A 15,462-nucleotide genomic window follows, 5' to 3' on the forward strand; every position below is an offset into this window, starting at 1 on the left:
ATTTTTTCCGCTTTATCTTTTAAATATTAAAAAAAAACCACAAAACAACACAAAACTTTCCCTTTTTTTCTGTGTGGGGGGGGGGGCGGGGGGGGGCCCCCCCCCCCCTTCTGTTGCGCGGTTCCCGGAGTTTCGGTTCCTGACGTCTCGGTTCAGGATGCTTCCCGGGTCCTCAGCGTGCCCGCCTCAGCATTCGAGGCAGTACACCCCGTACGCCTTGCCCAGCACCGGCAGCGCCACGTTGCGGACCCGGATGCCGCCCGGGGTCAGGCCCTTCTCCGTGCCCTTGTGGGCGTGGCCGTGCAGGACGAGGTCCGCGCCGGCCGTGTCCACGGCCTCGGCGAGCAGGTAGCTGCCGAGGAAGGGGTAGATCTCCAGCGGCTCGCCCTCCAGGGTCTCCTTGATGGGCGAGTAGTGCGACAGGAGGACCCGCCGGTCGGCCTGCATCTCCTTCAGCGCGAGCTTCCAGCTCTCGGCGATGAGCCGCGTGTGTCCCACGAAGTCCTTGATCTCGCGCTCACCGAACTCGCTCGCGCACTTGCCGGCGAACCCGCCGCCGAACCCCTTGCCGCCCACGACGCCCAGCCTCGTGCCGGCGCACGTGAGGACCGCGCCGTCGTCGTCCAGCACGGTCACCCCGGCGTCGCGCAGCTCACTGGCGATCTCGTGCTGGAGGTCGGAGTGGTAGTCGTGGTTGCCGAGGACGGCGACGACCGGCACGGGCAGGTCGCGCAGCTCGTCGGCGACCACCCGGCCCTCCTCCAGCGTGCCGTGCCGGGTGAGGTCTCCCGCCAGCATCAGCACGTCGGCGCGCTCCTCGATGCCCTCGAGCCGCTTGCGGTACTCGCCACGGACGTCCTCGCCCAGATGGATGTCGCCCACGGCCGCTATGCGGACTTCAGTCAAGGTGCTCATCCTCCCCCGGCTCGTTGACGACGACGACCTTGATCTCGTTGTGCACCTTCAGGTCCGGGGCGGTCTCGTGCGCCACCTCCCCGAGTCGTACGCGTTGATCGCTCCCGCTCACCTGGCCGCGCAGGAACAGCTGGTCCCCTCTGACGTCGACGTGGATGCCGAGCTCGTGGGTCCGCGCATCCTCGGCCAGCGCCTGCTGGATGCGGGCCGCGACGTACTGCGGAGCTTCCATGGATGCCTCCTTCCCTGACGCCGCATGCCCGGGTATGAATCCCTCAAACGGCGCGTATCAGGTCGATAACGGCGCGTTCTACGGCGCCATGGGTGGCGAGCTGGCCGAAGTCCGCCTCGGCTCCCAGCTCGGTCAGGACGGGCGCGACCGTGCGTCCCCGCTGGTACGCCTGGACCACACGGGGGTCCACGTACGACTCGCGCGCCACGGTGGGCGTGTTGCCCAGGTAATCGGACACCTCCCGCATCACCCGGGTGATCGCCCGCTTCCGGGCGGCCTCCCCCCGCCCCTCCGCCGCGTGCGTGGACACCGAGAGGCCGACGGCGGCCAGCACGGTCGCGTGCCAGGTGCGGAAGTCCTTGGCGGTGAAGTCGTCGCCGATCTTCTCGCGGAGGTAGTCGTTGATGTCGTCGCTGCGCACGTCCACCCAGCCGTGCCCCTGCCGGTAGAACAGCAGCTCCCCGTCAGGGTGGCGGCGCTTGAGCGACCTGATCACCGAGCACACCGAGGAGTCGGCGATCACCACCTCGCGCGGGATGTCGCCCTTGGCCGGGTACGCGCAGGTGATCGTGTCCCGCGAGCAGGTCACGTGCTCCATCCGCAGGGTCGCCAGCCCGAAGGTGTCGTAGGTCTCGCCGCCCACGCGGAAGAAGCCCACGTCCAGCATCCGCGCCGCGGCGGCCAGCACCCGCTCCCGGGTCAGGCCGCGGCCCCGCAGCGCCTCGTCCACCGCCTTGCGGAAGTCGGGCAGCCGCTCGGCCAGCTCCAGCACCCGGTCGAACTTGATCTTGTCCTGCTGTTCGCGCCACAGGTCGTGGTAGCGGTACTGGCGGCGCCCCGCGGCGTCGGTGCCGGCCGCCTGCAGGTGACCGGCCGGCGAGGCGCAGATCCACACATCGGTCCACGCGGGCGGGATGACCAGCGCCTTGATCCGCGCCAGCGTCTCCGGGTCCACCGGGCGGCCGTCCGCGTGGTGGTAGCCGAAACCCCGCCCACGGCGCCGGCGGTGGATCCCCGGCTCGTTCTGGTCACTGGGATGCAGCTCGGCCACGGACGCCCGGCTACCCCCAACGTTAGGCGCCAAACGGCAGGGGCAGGTGATCCGCCATGTCTGAGAACAACCAGTGGGAACAGCGCTCGGAGTCGGGCAAACCCATGGTGCCGGCCACGCCGAGGGACGTGGTCCACATCCGGGCCGGCTCGTTCATCCTCGTGTTCGCCCTCGCGCTGGCGGCGCTGGGGCTGATCGCCGGGATCCCGGTGCTGACCGGCATCGCGGCCGTCGCGGCCGTGGTCACCATCGTGGACATCGTGCTGGCCGTACGGCGGCAGAAGAGCAGGAACGTGGGAGAGGCAGGCTGAGCATGACACCGCAGCGAACCGAACTGGACACCTCGGCCGGGGAGCCGGCCGGCTCCCTGGCCGGCGCCGTCGCCGAGACGGCCGAAGGGCTGCGCACGCACGACCTGCGCGGCAAGGTCGTCGTGGTCACCGGCGCCAGCGGCGGCGTGGGCCGGGCCGTGGTGCGCGAGCTGGGCGCCAAGGGGGCCAAGGTGGCGCTGATCGCCCGCGGCACGACCGGGCTCGGCGCCGCCGCCGTGGACGTGGGCGCCGCCGGCGGCAGCGGGAAGGTGTTCGAGGCCGACGTGGCCGACTACGAGCAGCTCCGGGATGCGGCCGAGCAGATCGAGGCCGAGATGGGCCCCATCGACGTGTGGATCAACGTCGCGTTCTCGTCGGTCTTCGCCAAGTTCACCGACGTCACCCCCGAGGAGTACGAGCGGACCACCGCCGTCACCTACCTCGGCTACGTGTGGGGCACCCGCGTGGCGCTCGACCTCATGCGCCCCCGCGGCCGGGGCGCCATCGTGCAGACCGGCTCGGCCCTGTCGCACCGCGGCATCCCCCTGCAGTCGGCGTACTGCGGCGCCAAGCACGCCATCAAGGGCTTCACCGAGTCGGTGCGCACCGAGCTGATGGCCGAGAACAGCGACATCAAGATCACCCTGGTGCAGCTCCCGGCGGTCAACACGCCGCAGTTCGACTGGGTGCTGTCCAAGCTGCGCCGCCATCCCCAGCCGGTGCCGCCCATCTACCAGCCCGAGGTCGCCGCGCGCGGCATCGTGTACGCGGCCGAGCACCCCGAGCGCAAGGAGTACTGGGTCGGCATCACCACCGCCGCCACCATCATGGCGGAGCGCGTCGCCCCGGCCCTGGTGGACCGCTACCTGGCGCGTACCGGGATGAAGTCGCAGGTGACGGACGAGGAGCAGCCGAGCGGCGTGGCGAACCTGTGGGAGCCGGCCGACGAGGACAAGGACTACGGCGCCCACGGCAGCTTCGACCGGCGCTCGCACGCGCGCAGCCCCCAGCTCTGGCTGTCCCAGCACCGCCGGCCCGTCCTCCTCGGCCTCGCGGCGGGCGCGGCGGCGGCCACGGCGCTCCTCCGGCGCAAGCGCTGAAAGGTCTGCCCGACCGGCGGGGACACGGCGTTAAGCGGGCGAGTTGGGGTAGTCGGCGGACGACCAGAGGAGGCCCTGACCATGCCTGAACGCGATCTGCACTACCTGACCGAGCTGGCCGCCCAGCTGCGCGTGGACTCCGTGCGCAGCTCGGCCGCCGCCGGATCGGGCCACCCCACCTCGTCGATGTCGGCCGCCGACCTGATGGCGGTGCTGTTCACCTGCCATCTGCGCTACGACTTCGACCATCCCGACAACCCCGCCAACGACCATCTGATCTTCTCCAAGGGGCACGCCTCGCCGCTGCTGTACGCGCTGTTCAAGGCGGCGGGCGCCATCGGCGACGAGGAGTTGCTGTCCTTCAGGAAGCGTGGCAGCCGGCTGGAGGGGCACCCGACCCCGCGCCTGCCCTGGGTCGACGTGGCCACCGGGTCGCTGGGCCAGGGCCTGCCGGTCGGCGTGGGCATGGCGATGGCCGGGCGGCTGGAGCGCCTGCCGTACCGGGTGTGGGTGCTGTGCGGCGACAGCGAGCTGGCCGAGGGCTCCGTGTGGGAGGCCGCCGAGCTGGCGGGCGACGAGGGGCTGGCCAACCTGACGCTCATCGTGGACGTGAACCGGCTGGGCCAGCGCGGCCCCACCCGGCACGGCTGGGACACCGGCGCGTACGCGCGCCGGTTCGGCGCGTTCGGCTGGCACACCATCGAGATCGACGGCCACGACCCCGGGCAGATCGACTTCGCGCTGGGCGACGCCTGCAACACCCGCAGGCGGCCCACCGTCATCCTGGCCAAGACCCGCAAGGGCGAGGGCGTCGTGGAGGTGGAGAACCGCGAGGGCGCCCACGGCAAGGCCCTCAAGGACCCCGACACAGCCGTCGCCGAGCTGGGCGGCGTGCGCAACCTCACCGTGGACGTGCACCTGCCGGAGCCCATGCCGCAGCCGTACCGCTTCGACGACGGGCCGCTGACGCTGCCGGAGTACGAGCCGGGCACGCGCGTCGCCACCAGGACCGGGTACGGCGAGGCGCTGGCCGCCCTCGGCGCGGCCCGCGGCGACGTGGTGGCGCTGGACGGCGAGGTGGCCGACTCCACCAGGACGGAGGAGTTCGCCAAGGCGTTCCCGGAGCGCTTCTTCGAGATGTACATCGCCGAGCAGCAGCTCGTCGCCGCCGCCGTCGGCATGCAGGCGCGCGGCTTCGTGCCGTACGCGGCGACGTTCGCGGCGTTCCTCACCCGGGCGCACGACTTCATCCGGATGGCCGCGGTCAGCCAGGCGTCGATCAGGATCGTCGGCTCGCACGCCGGCGTGGCGATCGGCGAGGACGGCCCGTCGCAGATGGGGCTGGAGGACCTGGCCATGTTCCGGTCCGTGTACGGCAGCACGGTGCTCTACCCGTGCGACGCCAACCAGGCCGCGGCCCTGACGGCCGAGATGGCCGGCGTCTCCGGCGTGTCGTACCTGCGGACCACCCGCGGCGACACACCTGTCATCTACCGGCCCGGCGAGCGCTTCCCCGTGGGCGGCTCGCGGGTGCTGCGCCACACACCGGCCGACCGGGCCACGATCGTGACCGCCGGGGTGACCGTGCACGAGGCCCTCGCGGCGGCCGACGAGCTGTCCGCCGCGGGCATTCCGGTGGGCGTCATCGACCTCTACTCGGTCAAGCCCGTCGACACGGCCGCGCTCACCGCCGCCGCCACCACGACCGGGAACCTCATCACCGTCGAGGACCACCGGCCCGAGGGCGGCCTCGGCGACGCGGTCCTGGACGCGGTGAGCGAGCTGGGGCCGCGCGTGGTCAAGCTGGCCGTACGGGGGCTGCCGGGGTCGGCCACGCCGGAGGAGCAGCTCGCGGACGCGCGCATCGACCGCCGCGCCATCATCGACGCGGTCAAGCGCCTGCTCTGAGCGCGGCTTCTCCGCTTCGCGGGGGAGGCAGGCGAACGGCCCGCCGGGACGAACCTGGCGGGCCTGACGGGTGGGGACGGGTGGGCGATGCGGACCGGTGGGGATGTGCGGACCGGTGGGCCGGGCCGGCCCGCCGGGCGCGCGTCCTAACGGCGGGCCTTGGCGGTGGCCCGGCGGTTGGCCTTCTTGATGGCCTCGACCAGCTCTTCCTTGGTCATCTTCGACCGGCCGGTGACGCCCAGCTCGGACGCCACCTTCTGCAGGTGGTCCTTGCTGGCGTTGGCGTCGACGCCCTCGGCCGTGCGGCCGGAACGATCCTTGGCGCCCTGGTCCGACGGTCCCTTGCCGGACTTGGGCTCCCAGTGGTCGCCGACCTTCTCGAACGAGTGCTTCAGCGCGGCGAAGGCCGTCATGTGGGCGCGGCGCCCCTCGCCGTACGTCTGCACCGCGGAGTCGTGCGCCTTCATCCACGTGGCCTGCGCCTTCTTCGGCGAACGGCGGATCGTCGACGGCAGTTCATCTTCGGCTGGCATGTCGGTTCACCTCCTGCAGGGGCTCTTCCCCGCTCGTGGCTGATGATGGCGGTTACAGCGGGGGCTCGTCGTAGCGGCGGCGCTCCTCGTACACCGTCGTCCGGCGCGCCTCGGGCTCCTCGTAGATCTCGTGGCGGTGCACCGGCTCGTCGATGGGTCCTACCGCCCTGCGGGTGACCTGGATCCGGTAGATGCCGAACAGGAGCCCGATCAGACCACCGAGCATGAGGATGACGCCGACGACGTTGATGTCGAGGCCCGCGAGGTCGAACTCGACGGCCCACGTGAGGATCGCGCCCAGCATGATGAGGATGATGCTTCCGGCGATGGTCATTAGTACCTCCTTGACAAGAGGAACCTCTATCCACATGGCAAAAAACAAACCAGTAGTGATGGTCGGGCTTATGGGCTCAGGCAAGACGTCCGCGGGACGCCTCGTCAGTCAGGCCCTTGACCTGCCCTTGAGCGACAGCGACCCGTTCCTGCTCGACCGGTACGGAGCCACGGCGGCGCAGATCGTGGCGCGCGACGGAGCCGACGTCCTCCACCGGCGGGAGGCCGAGCACGTCCTGTCCGAGCTGGGCGGCGAGCCCAAGGTGATCACCGCGGCGGCCAGCACCGTCGAGAACCCCCGGGTACGCGCGGAGCTGCGGAGCAAGGCGTTCGTGGTGTGGCTGGACGCGCCCGACGCGGTGCTGGCCGAGCGGATGCGCTCCGGCGACCACCGGCCGGAGTTCGCGCCGTCGGTGATGCGGGCGCGGCGGGAGCCGTACTTCCGCGAGGTCGCCGACCTGACGTGCGACGTGAGCAGGATGACGCCCGAGGAGGTGGCCGAGGAGGTGCTGCGGAAGATGGGCTCGTCCGCGGGCGGCGACGGCTCCTAGCGGCCGGCGCGGGTCGTCCCCGTCCGGGACGCTGGCATAATGATCATGACGCACGGGTCCTCCGAGGCGCGCGGAGGACCTGTGACGTCCTCTCCCGTACCGCCGTCACCACCGCTCTCCCGGGGCAGGCCCGGCGGCGGCCGGCGCGAGGCGCAACCAATCTCCCTCCGGCGGCATCTAAGCATCAGTGACGATGCGCTTGGTGCCGGGCGACCCCGTGAGCCTCGGCGGCTACTGGCTAGCCGGACGGCTGGGTGCCGGCGTGCGGGGCGTGGTCTACGACGCCTACGACGACGAAGGCCGCCGGTTCGCGCTCAAGGTGCCCCGAGGTGAGGTCACCGACCAGCTCTCCGACGCCGTCTGGCGGGTCTCGCCGCGACACCTGGCCCGAGTGGTGGACGTCGGGGTCGACGGGGCCGTGCCGTACATCGTGAGCGAGTTCGTCGAGGGTCCCGACCTGCGGCAGGCGGTGGAGCGGCACGGGCCGTACACGGGCGGGGAGCTGGCCGCGCTGGCCCTCGCGGTGGCGACGGCGCTGCGCTCGCTGCACGCGGTGGGCATCGCCCACCGGGACCTGCGCCCCGAGAACGTGCTGCTCTCCCCGTACGGGCCCACCGTGATCGACCTCGGCGTGACGGTCCCGGACACGGTCGGCACGCGTACGTACCTGGCCCCCGAGGTGTTCACCGGGGGACGGCCGGGGCCGGAGGCCGACGTGTTCGCCTGGGGCGGGGTGCTGCTGTTCGCCGCCACGGGCCACGACCCGTTCCGCGGGGAGAGTCTGGGCGAGGTGATGCACCGGCTGCTCGCCGTGGACCCCGACCTGGACGCGCTGCCGGAGCCGTTGCGCGCCCTGGTGGGGCAGGCCCTGTCGAAGAACCCGGCCGACCGCCCGCCGTCCGCGGAGCTCCTGGCGGTCGCGGACGCCCTGCCCCGCCCTCCTGTCCCGGCGGCCGGCAGTGCGGGCGCCGGCGTCGAGGGGGCCTGGAGCGGGTGGGGGCGGCTGGTGGCGCCGGCGGGGCTGGTGGGGCCGCCGTCGCTCGGCGAGGTGGCCGAGCGGGTGTTCGCGTCGCTGACGCCGCGTCAGCAGGAGGAGGCGCCCGCGCTGCTGCTGCGCCTGCTCGACGAGGACGCCGTCGGCTGCGACGCGCACGGGGTCCTGGACCGGCTCACGGAGGCCGGTCTCCTCGTACGGCGGAGCGTGGCCGTGCCGCCCACCCGGGCGGAGGCCGGCACGCTGGTGGCCGTCAGCGGCGACTGCGTCGAGCCGGCCAGCGCCGCGCTGGTCCGGGCCTGGCCCCGCTTACGCGCCTGGGCGTCCGAACGTCCCCCCGCCCGGACCGGCCCCCGGCCCGGCACCGCGACCCGCACCGGGGACGACCACGCGGACGACCACGGGACCGATCAAGGGGCCGGTCCCGCAGTCGTTCCCACGGTGGGGGGCGCGTCCGGAGGGCGTGGCGGGGAGGGCGAGCCCGACCTGACCCCGATGTACGTGGCTCACCGGGCCATGCTCACCGACCTGCGCCGCCTGACCGGCCTGCTGGCGGAGCCCGCCACGTTCACCTCCGCGCGGGCGGGCGCGGTCCGCTGGTACACCAGGTCCCTGCTGACCGCCATCCATCACCACGTCGACGGCGACGCGGCCCTGTGGCCGGTCGTCGCGCGCGCCGCCGGCCGGGACGTGGACCTCTCCCCCTACACCGGCGGCCACGAGGCGCTGAGCCCTCTGCTGGAGCGCTGCCACGCGGCCGTGGACGGCGATCTGGCCCGGCTCGGGCGCGAGCTGAAGCCGATGCTGAATCTCCTCGCCGAGCACATCGCCGGGGAGGAGGCCGAGCTGTTCCCGATCATCAGGGTGTCGGTGCCACCTGCGGCCTGGGCCCGGGTCGAGAGGCAGGTCGCCGGGCGGGCCGGCGTACGGGAGATGACGTTCAGGATGCCGTGGCTCGACCGGCACGCCACCGGGGACGAGACCGAGCGGCTCCTGGCCGGGACGGGCCGGACGTCCAGGGTGTTCCTGGCGCTGACCCGGCCCGGCTACCGGCGCCGGGAGCGGCTCGCGTTCGGTTAGCGGCCCCGCGGGGCCCCGGCAGTCGCTCGGAGGTCACTCGGGTCTCTCCCGTGACGGCTCTCACCGGCTCGGGTCATGATGGAGCGGCACGAGGTCCGGGCCTGGGAGAGGCGGGGCGATGGGCAAGCTGCTGTACTCGGCCACGATGTCGCTGGACGGCTTCATCGCCGGTCCCGGGGGCGACATGTCGTGGCTGACGGACTACCTGGGCCCCAACCCGGCGGTGGAGGAGCTGATCGGGCGGATCGGCGCGCTGCTCGTGGGCAACCGCAGCTTCGGCGGCGACGATCCGCACAAGGGCACGGACAAGGAGGGCAAGGCGTTCGGCGGAGGCTGGAGCGGGCCGCAGTTCGTGCTCACCCACCGGCCGCCGGAGCGTCAGGTGCCGGGGACCACCTTCGTCGCCGACCTCGCCGAGGGGGTCGCCGCGGCCAGGGCAGCCGCCGGTGACGCGTACGTCAACGTCATCGGCGCCGACGTCGCCCGGCAGTGCCTGGAGGCTCGGCTGCTCGACGAGGTCTTCGTGTGCGTCGCGCCGATCATGCTGGGCGACGGGGTGCGGCTGTTCGACCATCCGGGCGGGCGGACCGTCAAGCTCGAACGTCTCAGCCTCACGGAGGCGCCGCTGGCCACGAACATCTGGCTGCGCGTGGTCAGCTGACGGCCCCCGGGTGGGGGGTTCTCCTCGAAGTCACCTCGTCCTCTCGGTCGTGCCGGCGGGCCAGGGCCGGTCCTTGGTGTGTGAGGCGCCGGTGCGCGCCGCCAGCTCCTCGCGCACCCGGGCGCGGTCGCGGTGGCAGCCGAGCAGGGCGCCGAGCAGCACCCGAGCCTGCGACGCGCGCAGAATCCCGGTGGGGATCGCGCCGGCCGCCACGAGGTCCGCGCCGCCGCCGTTGCCGTACAGCGCGGCGACGGGCCCGGCATCGACCCGGGTCGACAGGGCGACGACGACGCCGGCCTCGGTGAGCCGGGCCACCTCCCGAGTGACGATGGGGTTGGCGTTCCCCGCGCCGAGCGCCTGGAGCACGATCCCGGTGGCTCCCGCGCGGGCCGCCGCGACCAGCGCCGTGTCGTCGCAGCCCGGGTAGAGGGCCACGACGTCGGTCCGGACGCCGTCGAGGTCGTACGCGTCCAGGTCGAGCGGCTCGGACCGCACCGGCGTCAGCGTGATGTCCACCTCACCGGCGCGCACCCGGCCGAGCGGGCCGCCGTCGGGCGCGGAGAACGCCGCCGGCGCGACCGTGTGGGTCTTGCGGGTCCCCCGGGCGGCGTGGACGACGCCGTCGAAGCAGATCAGCACGCCGAGGCCGCGGGCCGCGCCGGACGCCGCGACGGTGATCGCGTCGGCGAGGTTGCGCGGGCCGTCGCCGTCCACGGCGTCGGCCGGACGCTGGGCTCCGGTGAAGACGACCGGCCGGGGGTCGTCGTGGAAGAGGTCCGCCAGGTAGGCGGTCTCCTCCATGGTGTCGGTGCCGTGGGTGACGACGACGCCGAGCACGCGGTCGTCGGCGAGGGCCTCGCGGGTGCGCAGGGCGACCTCGCGCATGTCGGCCGGTGTGAACAGGTAGCTGCCGGCGCGCAGCACGTCCACGCCCTCCACCTCGACGCCGGGATCGGCCGGGAGCCGCCCGAGGAGGTCGCCGGCCGCGTCCTTGGCCAGGCCCACCCCTTGCGTGTCCCGGCGGGTGGCGATGGTCCCTCCCGTGGACAGGACGATGACCTTGGACACGCGACGGCCTCCTAGGGAACGTGATTGCCCAAACGTTTGGGCCAAACGTTTGGTAGCATCTGACCTGCGCCTGAGTGATGTCAATAACTCAGCGTTAAAATCAAGAAAACGCCGGCCGCCCGCCACGGCACACGAACCAGGCGAGCCAGAGTTCACCGGAGGCCGAAGGGCATTGGGTGCGGAGAAGGCACGACCGGTAACCCTGCAGATGATCGCCGACCAGCTCGGTCTGCATGTCTCCACCGTGTCACGCGTGCTGCACGCCAAGCCCGGCGAGGGGCTGCGGGCGGCGTCCAGCCCGACCGTCGAGCGGGTGCGCCGGCTCGCCGACGAGCTCGGCTACCAGCGCAACCCCCATGCCATGAGCCTGCGCACGCAGCGCAGCAACCTCGTCGGCGTCCTCGTCCCCCGCCTGTCCGACATGGTTCTCGCGACCATCTACGAGGGCGTCGAGGAGGCCGCCGCCGAGCACGGCCTGTCCACGTTCGTCACCAACACCCGCGACGTCCCCGAGGTGCAGCGGGCCCGGACCGAGATGGTCCTCGGCCGCCGCGTCGACGGCCTGATCTTCGGTGACGCCCACTCCGACTCGTCGTTCCTCGACGAGGTGGCCGCGCGCGGGGTCCCGTTCGTGCTGGTCAACCGGCGGGCCGGCGGGCACCCGGCGGTGGTGTGCGACGACTACCTGGGCGGCCGGATGGTCGCCGACCACCTGCTGGAGCAGGGCCACGAGGACGTGGCGGTGGTGGCCGGCGAGCCGTACGCCAGCACGGGCATCGACCGCACCGGCGGCTTCGCCGACCGCTTCCGCGAGGCGGGGCTGCCGATCCCCGCGCACCGGATCGTGCACTCCCGCTTCGACGCCCAGGGCGGGCGCGCGGGCACCGAGCGGCTGCTCGCGACCGGCCCCCGTCCGTCGGCCGTCTTCGTGGTCAACGACTTCGGGGCCATCGGCACGATCGGCGCGCTGCGCGACCACGGGCTGCGGGTCGGCGCCGACATCGCGGTCGTGGGGTTCAACGACACGCCGCCGGCGGCCGAGCTGCCGGTGCCGCTGACCACGGTCCGCTCCCCCATGCGGGAGATGGGCCGCCGGGGGCTGCGGCAGCTCGTCCGCGTCCTCGGGGGCGAGCAGGCCGAGAGCGAGCTGCTCCGCCCCGAGCTGATCGTCCGCGCGTCGAGCGACCCCACGCTGTACGAGCGGCTGACGACCGGGACCGTGGGCTAACGGCCGGGCAGCACCTCGGCGAGCTGCGGCACGCGGGCGCGGTAGCCGTCGAGGAGCCGGCGGGCCGTCCCCACCGAGTCCACCAGGGGGTGCAGCGCGAACGCCTCGACCGCCAGCCGCGACGAGCCGGTCAGGGCGGCCTCGATGGCCGTCTGCTCCACCGCCTTCACCTGCTGGACGAGTCCCAGGAACCGGCCGGGCAGCGGCCGGGTGGCCAGCGGCCTGACCCCCGAGCCGTCCACCGCGCACGGGATCTCGACCACCGCGTCCTCCGGCAGGCCCGGCACGGCCACGCCGTTGCGCACGTTGAGGATCATCGTGGCGGGCTCGCCGCGGGCGATCGCCGCCATGAGCGCCAGCGCGATGCCCTCGTACCCGCCCGCCTCCAGGTCGGCGGCGTCACGCTCGCCGGCGTCGGTGACGTCGCGGGCCTCGGCCATGTACGACTCGTCCCGCTCCCTGCGCGCCCGGGTCCACTCGGCCAGGGCCTGTCCGGGCCGCTCGCGCACCGCCGCGTAGAACCGCTCCTGCTGCTCCAGCAGGGACTCGCCGCGGGTGCGGCCCGAGGTCGCGGCGACGGCCTCGCGGGTGAAGTAGTAGTAGTACAGGTACTCGTTGGGCAACGCCCCCAGGGTGCGCACCCAGTCGGGGCCGAAGATCCGCGCCTCCTCCACCTGCCGCAGCGCCGTGTCGTCGGCCAGCAGGCCGGGCAGCACGTCACGGCCCTGGTGGGACAGGCCGCGCAGCCAGCCGAGGTGGTTGAGGCCCACGTAGTCGGGCGACACGCGGGCCGGGTCGAGCCCGAGGGCGGAGGCGGCCCGCCGGACCAGGCCGATCGGCGAGTCGCAGATGCCGACCACGCGCTCGCCGAGGACGCGGCGCATGGCCTCGGTGACCATGCCGGCCGGGTTGGTGAAGTTGATGACCCACGCCCCGGGGGCCAGGGCGGCCACCCGCTCGGCCACGCGCACCGCGACCGGGATCGTGCGCAGGCCGTAGGCGACCCCGCCGGGGCCGGTGGTCTCCTGGCCGAGCAGGCCGAGGTCCAGCGCGACCCGCTCGTCGGCGGTGCGGCCGGCCAGGCCGCCGACCCGGATGGCGGAGAAGACGAAGTCGGCGTCGCGCAGCGCGGTGTCGAGGTCGGTGGTGACGCGCACCAGGGGCGGGTCGTCGTGCCCCGCGGCGAGCTGCGCCAGCACGTGGCCGACCGCCTCCAGGCGCTCGGGCGACACGTCGTACAGCACCACCTCCTCCACCCGGGGCTTGGCGGTGTCGCGCAGCAGCGCGCCGTACACGAGCGGGACCCGGAAGCCCCCGCCTCCCAGAACGGCCAGTCTCATCCGATCTCCTCACATGCTCGCGTCGTCACACGGGTCGTCGCAGGGGTCGTCGCACAGGTGGTCGTACGGTCGTCATGCCAGCAGGATCTCGGCGCCGGCGTCCGCGCAGGCGCGCAGCGTGGACGGGTCGGCGCCCTCGTTGGTGACGAGCACGTCCACGTCCTCCGGCCCGCACACCCGCAGCGCCCCCGTTCCGGGGAACTTGTGCCGGTCCACCACCAGCACGACCTGCCCGGCCGCGGCGATCATCGCGCGCTTCAGCGGCACCTCGGCGAGGGTGGTGTCCACGAGCTGGCCGTCCGCGCGGACCCCGCTCCCGCCCAGGAACACCCGGTCCGCGCACACCTGTCCGAGCGCCTCCTCGGTCAGCACGCCGACCAGCGAGTGGTACGGCCGGCGCAGCATCCCGCCGAGCAGCAGCAGCTCGACCACCGGGTCGTCGCGGAGCACGTCGAGGACGGCGAGACTGGAGGTGACCACGGTGACGCGGCGCCCGCGCAGCCGGCAGGCCAGCCGCATCGTGGTGGTGCCGATGTCGAGCAGGACGACGTCGCCGTCGCCGACGAGTGTCGCGGCGCGCGCGGCCACGGCCTCCTTGTCCTGCTCGTCGACCACGGCCACCTCGGCGAAGGGCCGGTCGGCGTCGGCGTCGGCGCCGGCCAGGGCACCGCCGCGCACGCGCCGGAGCGTGCCGTCGCGGTCGAGCACCTCCAGGTCGCGGCGGATGGTGGACGGGCTCACGCCCAGTTGCGCCGCCAGGTCGCGGACGCTGGTCGCCCCCGAGAGCCGGACACGGCGCATGATCTCCGCATGCCTGAGGTGCTGGAGCACGATCGGATTCTAACAGTCAAACACGCGCATGAACGAGCATCTTCTACCATTTGCTCACACGAAACACTTGATGTACGCGAGTAAACGTGCAAGATTGCGCACATCTCGGTCTGTCGAGGAGGTCCCATACCCGTGTCTGCCCAGGCGTACGACCCTCTCGCCGATCAGCGGAGCCCCGGAGCCCCGCAGTTCGACGTCTTCCTAGCGGGCACCGTCTTTCTCGACATCGTGTTCACCGGCCTGCCCGCGATGCCCGCCGCGGGCACCGAGACGTGGGCCGAGGGCATGGGCTCGTGTCCGGGAGGCATCGCCAACCTCGCCATCGCCACCAGCCGGCTGGGCCTGCGCACGTCGCTGGCCGCCGCGTTCGGCGACGACGACTACGGTGACTTCTGCTGGCGCACGCTCGCCGAGCAGGAGGCGGTGGACCTGTCCAAGTCGCGGCGGTTCGAGCACTGGCACACGCCGGTGACCGTCTCCATGGCCGTCGACCGCGACCGGAGCATGGTGACCCACGGCCATCCCGCGCCCATGTCGGCCTCCGACATGATCGGCGATCCGCCCCGGTCGAGGGCCGTGATCGTGACGCTCTCCGCCGAGGAGCCGCTCGGAGCGCCGCCCGGCGCCGCGTGCAACTGGGCCGAGCTGGCCCAGCGCGAGGGCGCCCTCATCTTCGCCGACGTGGGCTGGGACCCGTCGGGCGCCTGGTCGCCGTCGCTGCTGGACCAGCTCTCGGTGTGCCACGCGTTCATGCCGAACGCGGTCGAGGCGATGGCCTACACCGGCACCGACAACCCGCGCGACGCCCTGTACGCCATCGCCGACAAGGTGCCGCTGGCCGTCGTCACGGACGGCGCGAACGGGGCCATGGCCATCGACTCGACCACCGGCGAGGAGGCGTACGTGCCCGCCCCCCGGGTGCGGGCCCTCGACCCGACCGGCGCAGGCGACGTCTTCGGCGCCGGCATCGTGCTCGGCACCCTGCGCGGGTGGCCGCTGGCCGACCGGCTGGCGTTCGCCGGGGTGTGCTCGGCGCTGGCCGTCCAGCAGTTCGGCGGGTCGCTGGCCGCGCCGGGCTGGGGCGACATCGCGGACTGGTGGCACGGGGTGCGGGGCGCGGCCGGGAGCGGCGGCGCCTACGGCGACTCGCTGGCCCGCCGGTACGCCTTCCTCGACCGGCTCGTGCCGGCCGTCCCGGTGGGCGCGGTGCGCCGGGCCGCCGCCACGATCGCCCGGCACGCCGACCTGGAGAAGCCCGCTCCGGAGGCGCCCACGGAGCCCGACGTACCGGCCGCGCCGCGCGTGCCCGTTCAGAAGGAGTAGCAC

Annotated in this window: 16 protein-coding genes; 8 read left to right on the forward strand and 8 right to left on the reverse strand. The window is 73.1% G+C overall.

Features of this window, described 5'->3' with window-relative positions:
* Positions 1-186: 186 nt before the first annotated feature.
* The 3 genes from ACIBG4_RS32895 to ACIBG4_RS32905 are packed head-to-tail and all read right to left on the reverse strand — an operon-like array spanning position 187 to position 2,198.
* A complete protein-coding gene (locus ACIBG4_RS32895; RefSeq protein ID WP_397205302.1) occupies positions 187-906 on the reverse strand; it encodes a metallophosphoesterase in 720 nt (239 codons plus the stop codon).
* Positions 899-1,147, reverse strand: coding sequence for a BON domain-containing protein (locus ACIBG4_RS32900; protein ID WP_310713372.1), 249 nt, complete (start codon positions 1,145-1,147; stop codon positions 899-901). The genes ACIBG4_RS32895 and ACIBG4_RS32900 overlap by 8 nt, the downstream gene beginning before the upstream one ends.
* 43 nt (positions 1,148-1,190) lie before the next feature.
* Entirely contained in the window at positions 1,191-2,198 is a 1,008-nt protein-coding gene (locus ACIBG4_RS32905; protein ID WP_397205304.1) for a DNA topoisomerase IB, read from the reverse strand.
* Positions 2,199-2,254: 56 nt separating this feature from the next.
* On the opposite strand from ACIBG4_RS32905, the gene ACIBG4_RS32910 reads away from it, so the two are divergent.
* The 3 genes from ACIBG4_RS32910 to ACIBG4_RS32920 all read left to right on the forward strand — a co-directional run bounded on the left by ACIBG4_RS32910 (position 2,255) and on the right by ACIBG4_RS32920 (position 5,517).
* Positions 2,255-2,509: a hypothetical protein gene (locus ACIBG4_RS32910; RefSeq protein ID WP_310713368.1), complete on the forward strand. Its 255-nt coding sequence runs from the start codon at positions 2,255-2,257 to the stop codon at positions 2,507-2,509.
* Positions 2,510-2,511: 2 nt separating this feature from the next.
* Entirely contained in the window at positions 2,512-3,609 is a 1,098-nt protein-coding gene (locus ACIBG4_RS32915; protein ID WP_397205306.1) for an SDR family oxidoreductase, read from the forward strand.
* 81 nt (positions 3,610-3,690) lie between these two features.
* Positions 3,691-5,517, forward strand: coding sequence for a transketolase (locus ACIBG4_RS32920; RefSeq protein WP_397205308.1), 1,827 nt, complete (start codon positions 3,691-3,693; stop codon positions 5,515-5,517).
* A 146-nt stretch (positions 5,518-5,663) separates the two neighbouring features.
* Here the strand turns inward: ACIBG4_RS32920 and ACIBG4_RS32925 are convergent, their stop codons facing one another.
* Both ACIBG4_RS32925 and ACIBG4_RS32930 read right to left on the reverse strand, forming a co-directional pair.
* Positions 5,664-6,050: a ChaB family protein gene (locus ACIBG4_RS32925; RefSeq protein WP_310713362.1), complete on the reverse strand. Its 387-nt coding sequence runs from the start codon at positions 6,048-6,050 to the stop codon at positions 5,664-5,666.
* Between the two features lie 52 nt (positions 6,051-6,102).
* Positions 6,103-6,384: a hypothetical protein gene (locus tag ACIBG4_RS32930; RefSeq protein ID WP_310713359.1), complete on the reverse strand. Its 282-nt coding sequence runs from the start codon at positions 6,382-6,384 to the stop codon at positions 6,103-6,105.
* A 70-nt stretch (positions 6,385-6,454) separates the two neighbouring features.
* On the opposite strand from ACIBG4_RS32930, the gene ACIBG4_RS32935 reads away from it, so the two are divergent.
* The 3 genes from ACIBG4_RS32935 (at position 6,455) to ACIBG4_RS32945 (ending at position 9,669) form a co-directional block, all read left to right on the forward strand.
* The gene (locus ACIBG4_RS32935) at positions 6,455-6,934 is read left to right on the forward strand and encodes a shikimate kinase (RefSeq protein ID WP_397205310.1); all 480 of its coding nucleotides are present in this window, start codon (positions 6,455-6,457) and stop codon (positions 6,932-6,934) included.
* 193 nt (positions 6,935-7,127) lie between these two features.
* A complete protein-coding gene (locus ACIBG4_RS32940; RefSeq protein ID WP_397205312.1) occupies positions 7,128-9,008 on the forward strand; it encodes a protein kinase in 1,881 nt (626 codons plus the stop codon).
* Between the two features lie 118 nt (positions 9,009-9,126).
* Positions 9,127-9,669 (forward strand): dihydrofolate reductase family protein, encoded by a 543-nt coding sequence (locus ACIBG4_RS32945; protein WP_397205314.1) that lies wholly within the window; start codon positions 9,127-9,129, stop codon positions 9,667-9,669.
* Between the two features lie 30 nt (positions 9,670-9,699).
* Here ACIBG4_RS32945 and ACIBG4_RS32950 read toward each other — a convergent pair whose 3' ends face one another.
* Complete coding sequence (locus ACIBG4_RS32950) at positions 9,700-10,737, reverse strand: asparaginase (RefSeq protein ID WP_397205316.1); 1,038 nt, start codon at positions 10,735-10,737, stop codon at positions 9,700-9,702.
* A 208-nt stretch (positions 10,738-10,945) separates the two neighbouring features.
* On the opposite strand from ACIBG4_RS32950, the gene ACIBG4_RS32955 reads away from it, so the two are divergent.
* A complete protein-coding gene (locus tag ACIBG4_RS32955; protein WP_397205318.1) occupies positions 10,946-11,965 on the forward strand; it encodes a LacI family DNA-binding transcriptional regulator in 1,020 nt (339 codons plus the stop codon).
* Here the strand turns inward: ACIBG4_RS32955 and ACIBG4_RS32960 are convergent.
* Both ACIBG4_RS32960 and ACIBG4_RS32965 read right to left on the reverse strand, forming a co-directional pair.
* A complete protein-coding gene (locus ACIBG4_RS32960) occupies positions 11,962-13,305 on the reverse strand; it encodes a 6-phospho-beta-glucosidase (protein WP_397205320.1) in 1,344 nt (447 codons plus the stop codon). The genes ACIBG4_RS32955 and ACIBG4_RS32960 overlap by 4 nt on opposite strands.
* A gap of 72 nt (positions 13,306-13,377) precedes the next feature.
* Entirely contained in the window at positions 13,378-14,136 is a 759-nt protein-coding gene (locus ACIBG4_RS32965; protein ID WP_310713348.1) for a DeoR/GlpR family DNA-binding transcription regulator, read from the reverse strand.
* Between the two features lie 132 nt (positions 14,137-14,268).
* On the opposite strand from ACIBG4_RS32965, the gene ACIBG4_RS32970 reads away from it, so the two are divergent.
* Positions 14,269-15,459 carry a carbohydrate kinase family protein gene (locus tag ACIBG4_RS32970; RefSeq protein WP_397205322.1) on the forward strand — a complete coding sequence of 397 codons (1,191 nt, stop codon included), beginning with the start codon at positions 14,269-14,271 and terminating at the stop codon, positions 15,457-15,459.
* Positions 15,460-15,462: the final 3 nt, after the last annotated feature.

It is taken from the genome of Nonomuraea sp. NPDC050383, assembly GCF_044459125.1.
GTDB lineage: Bacteria > Actinomycetota > Actinomycetes > Streptosporangiales > Streptosporangiaceae > Nonomuraea.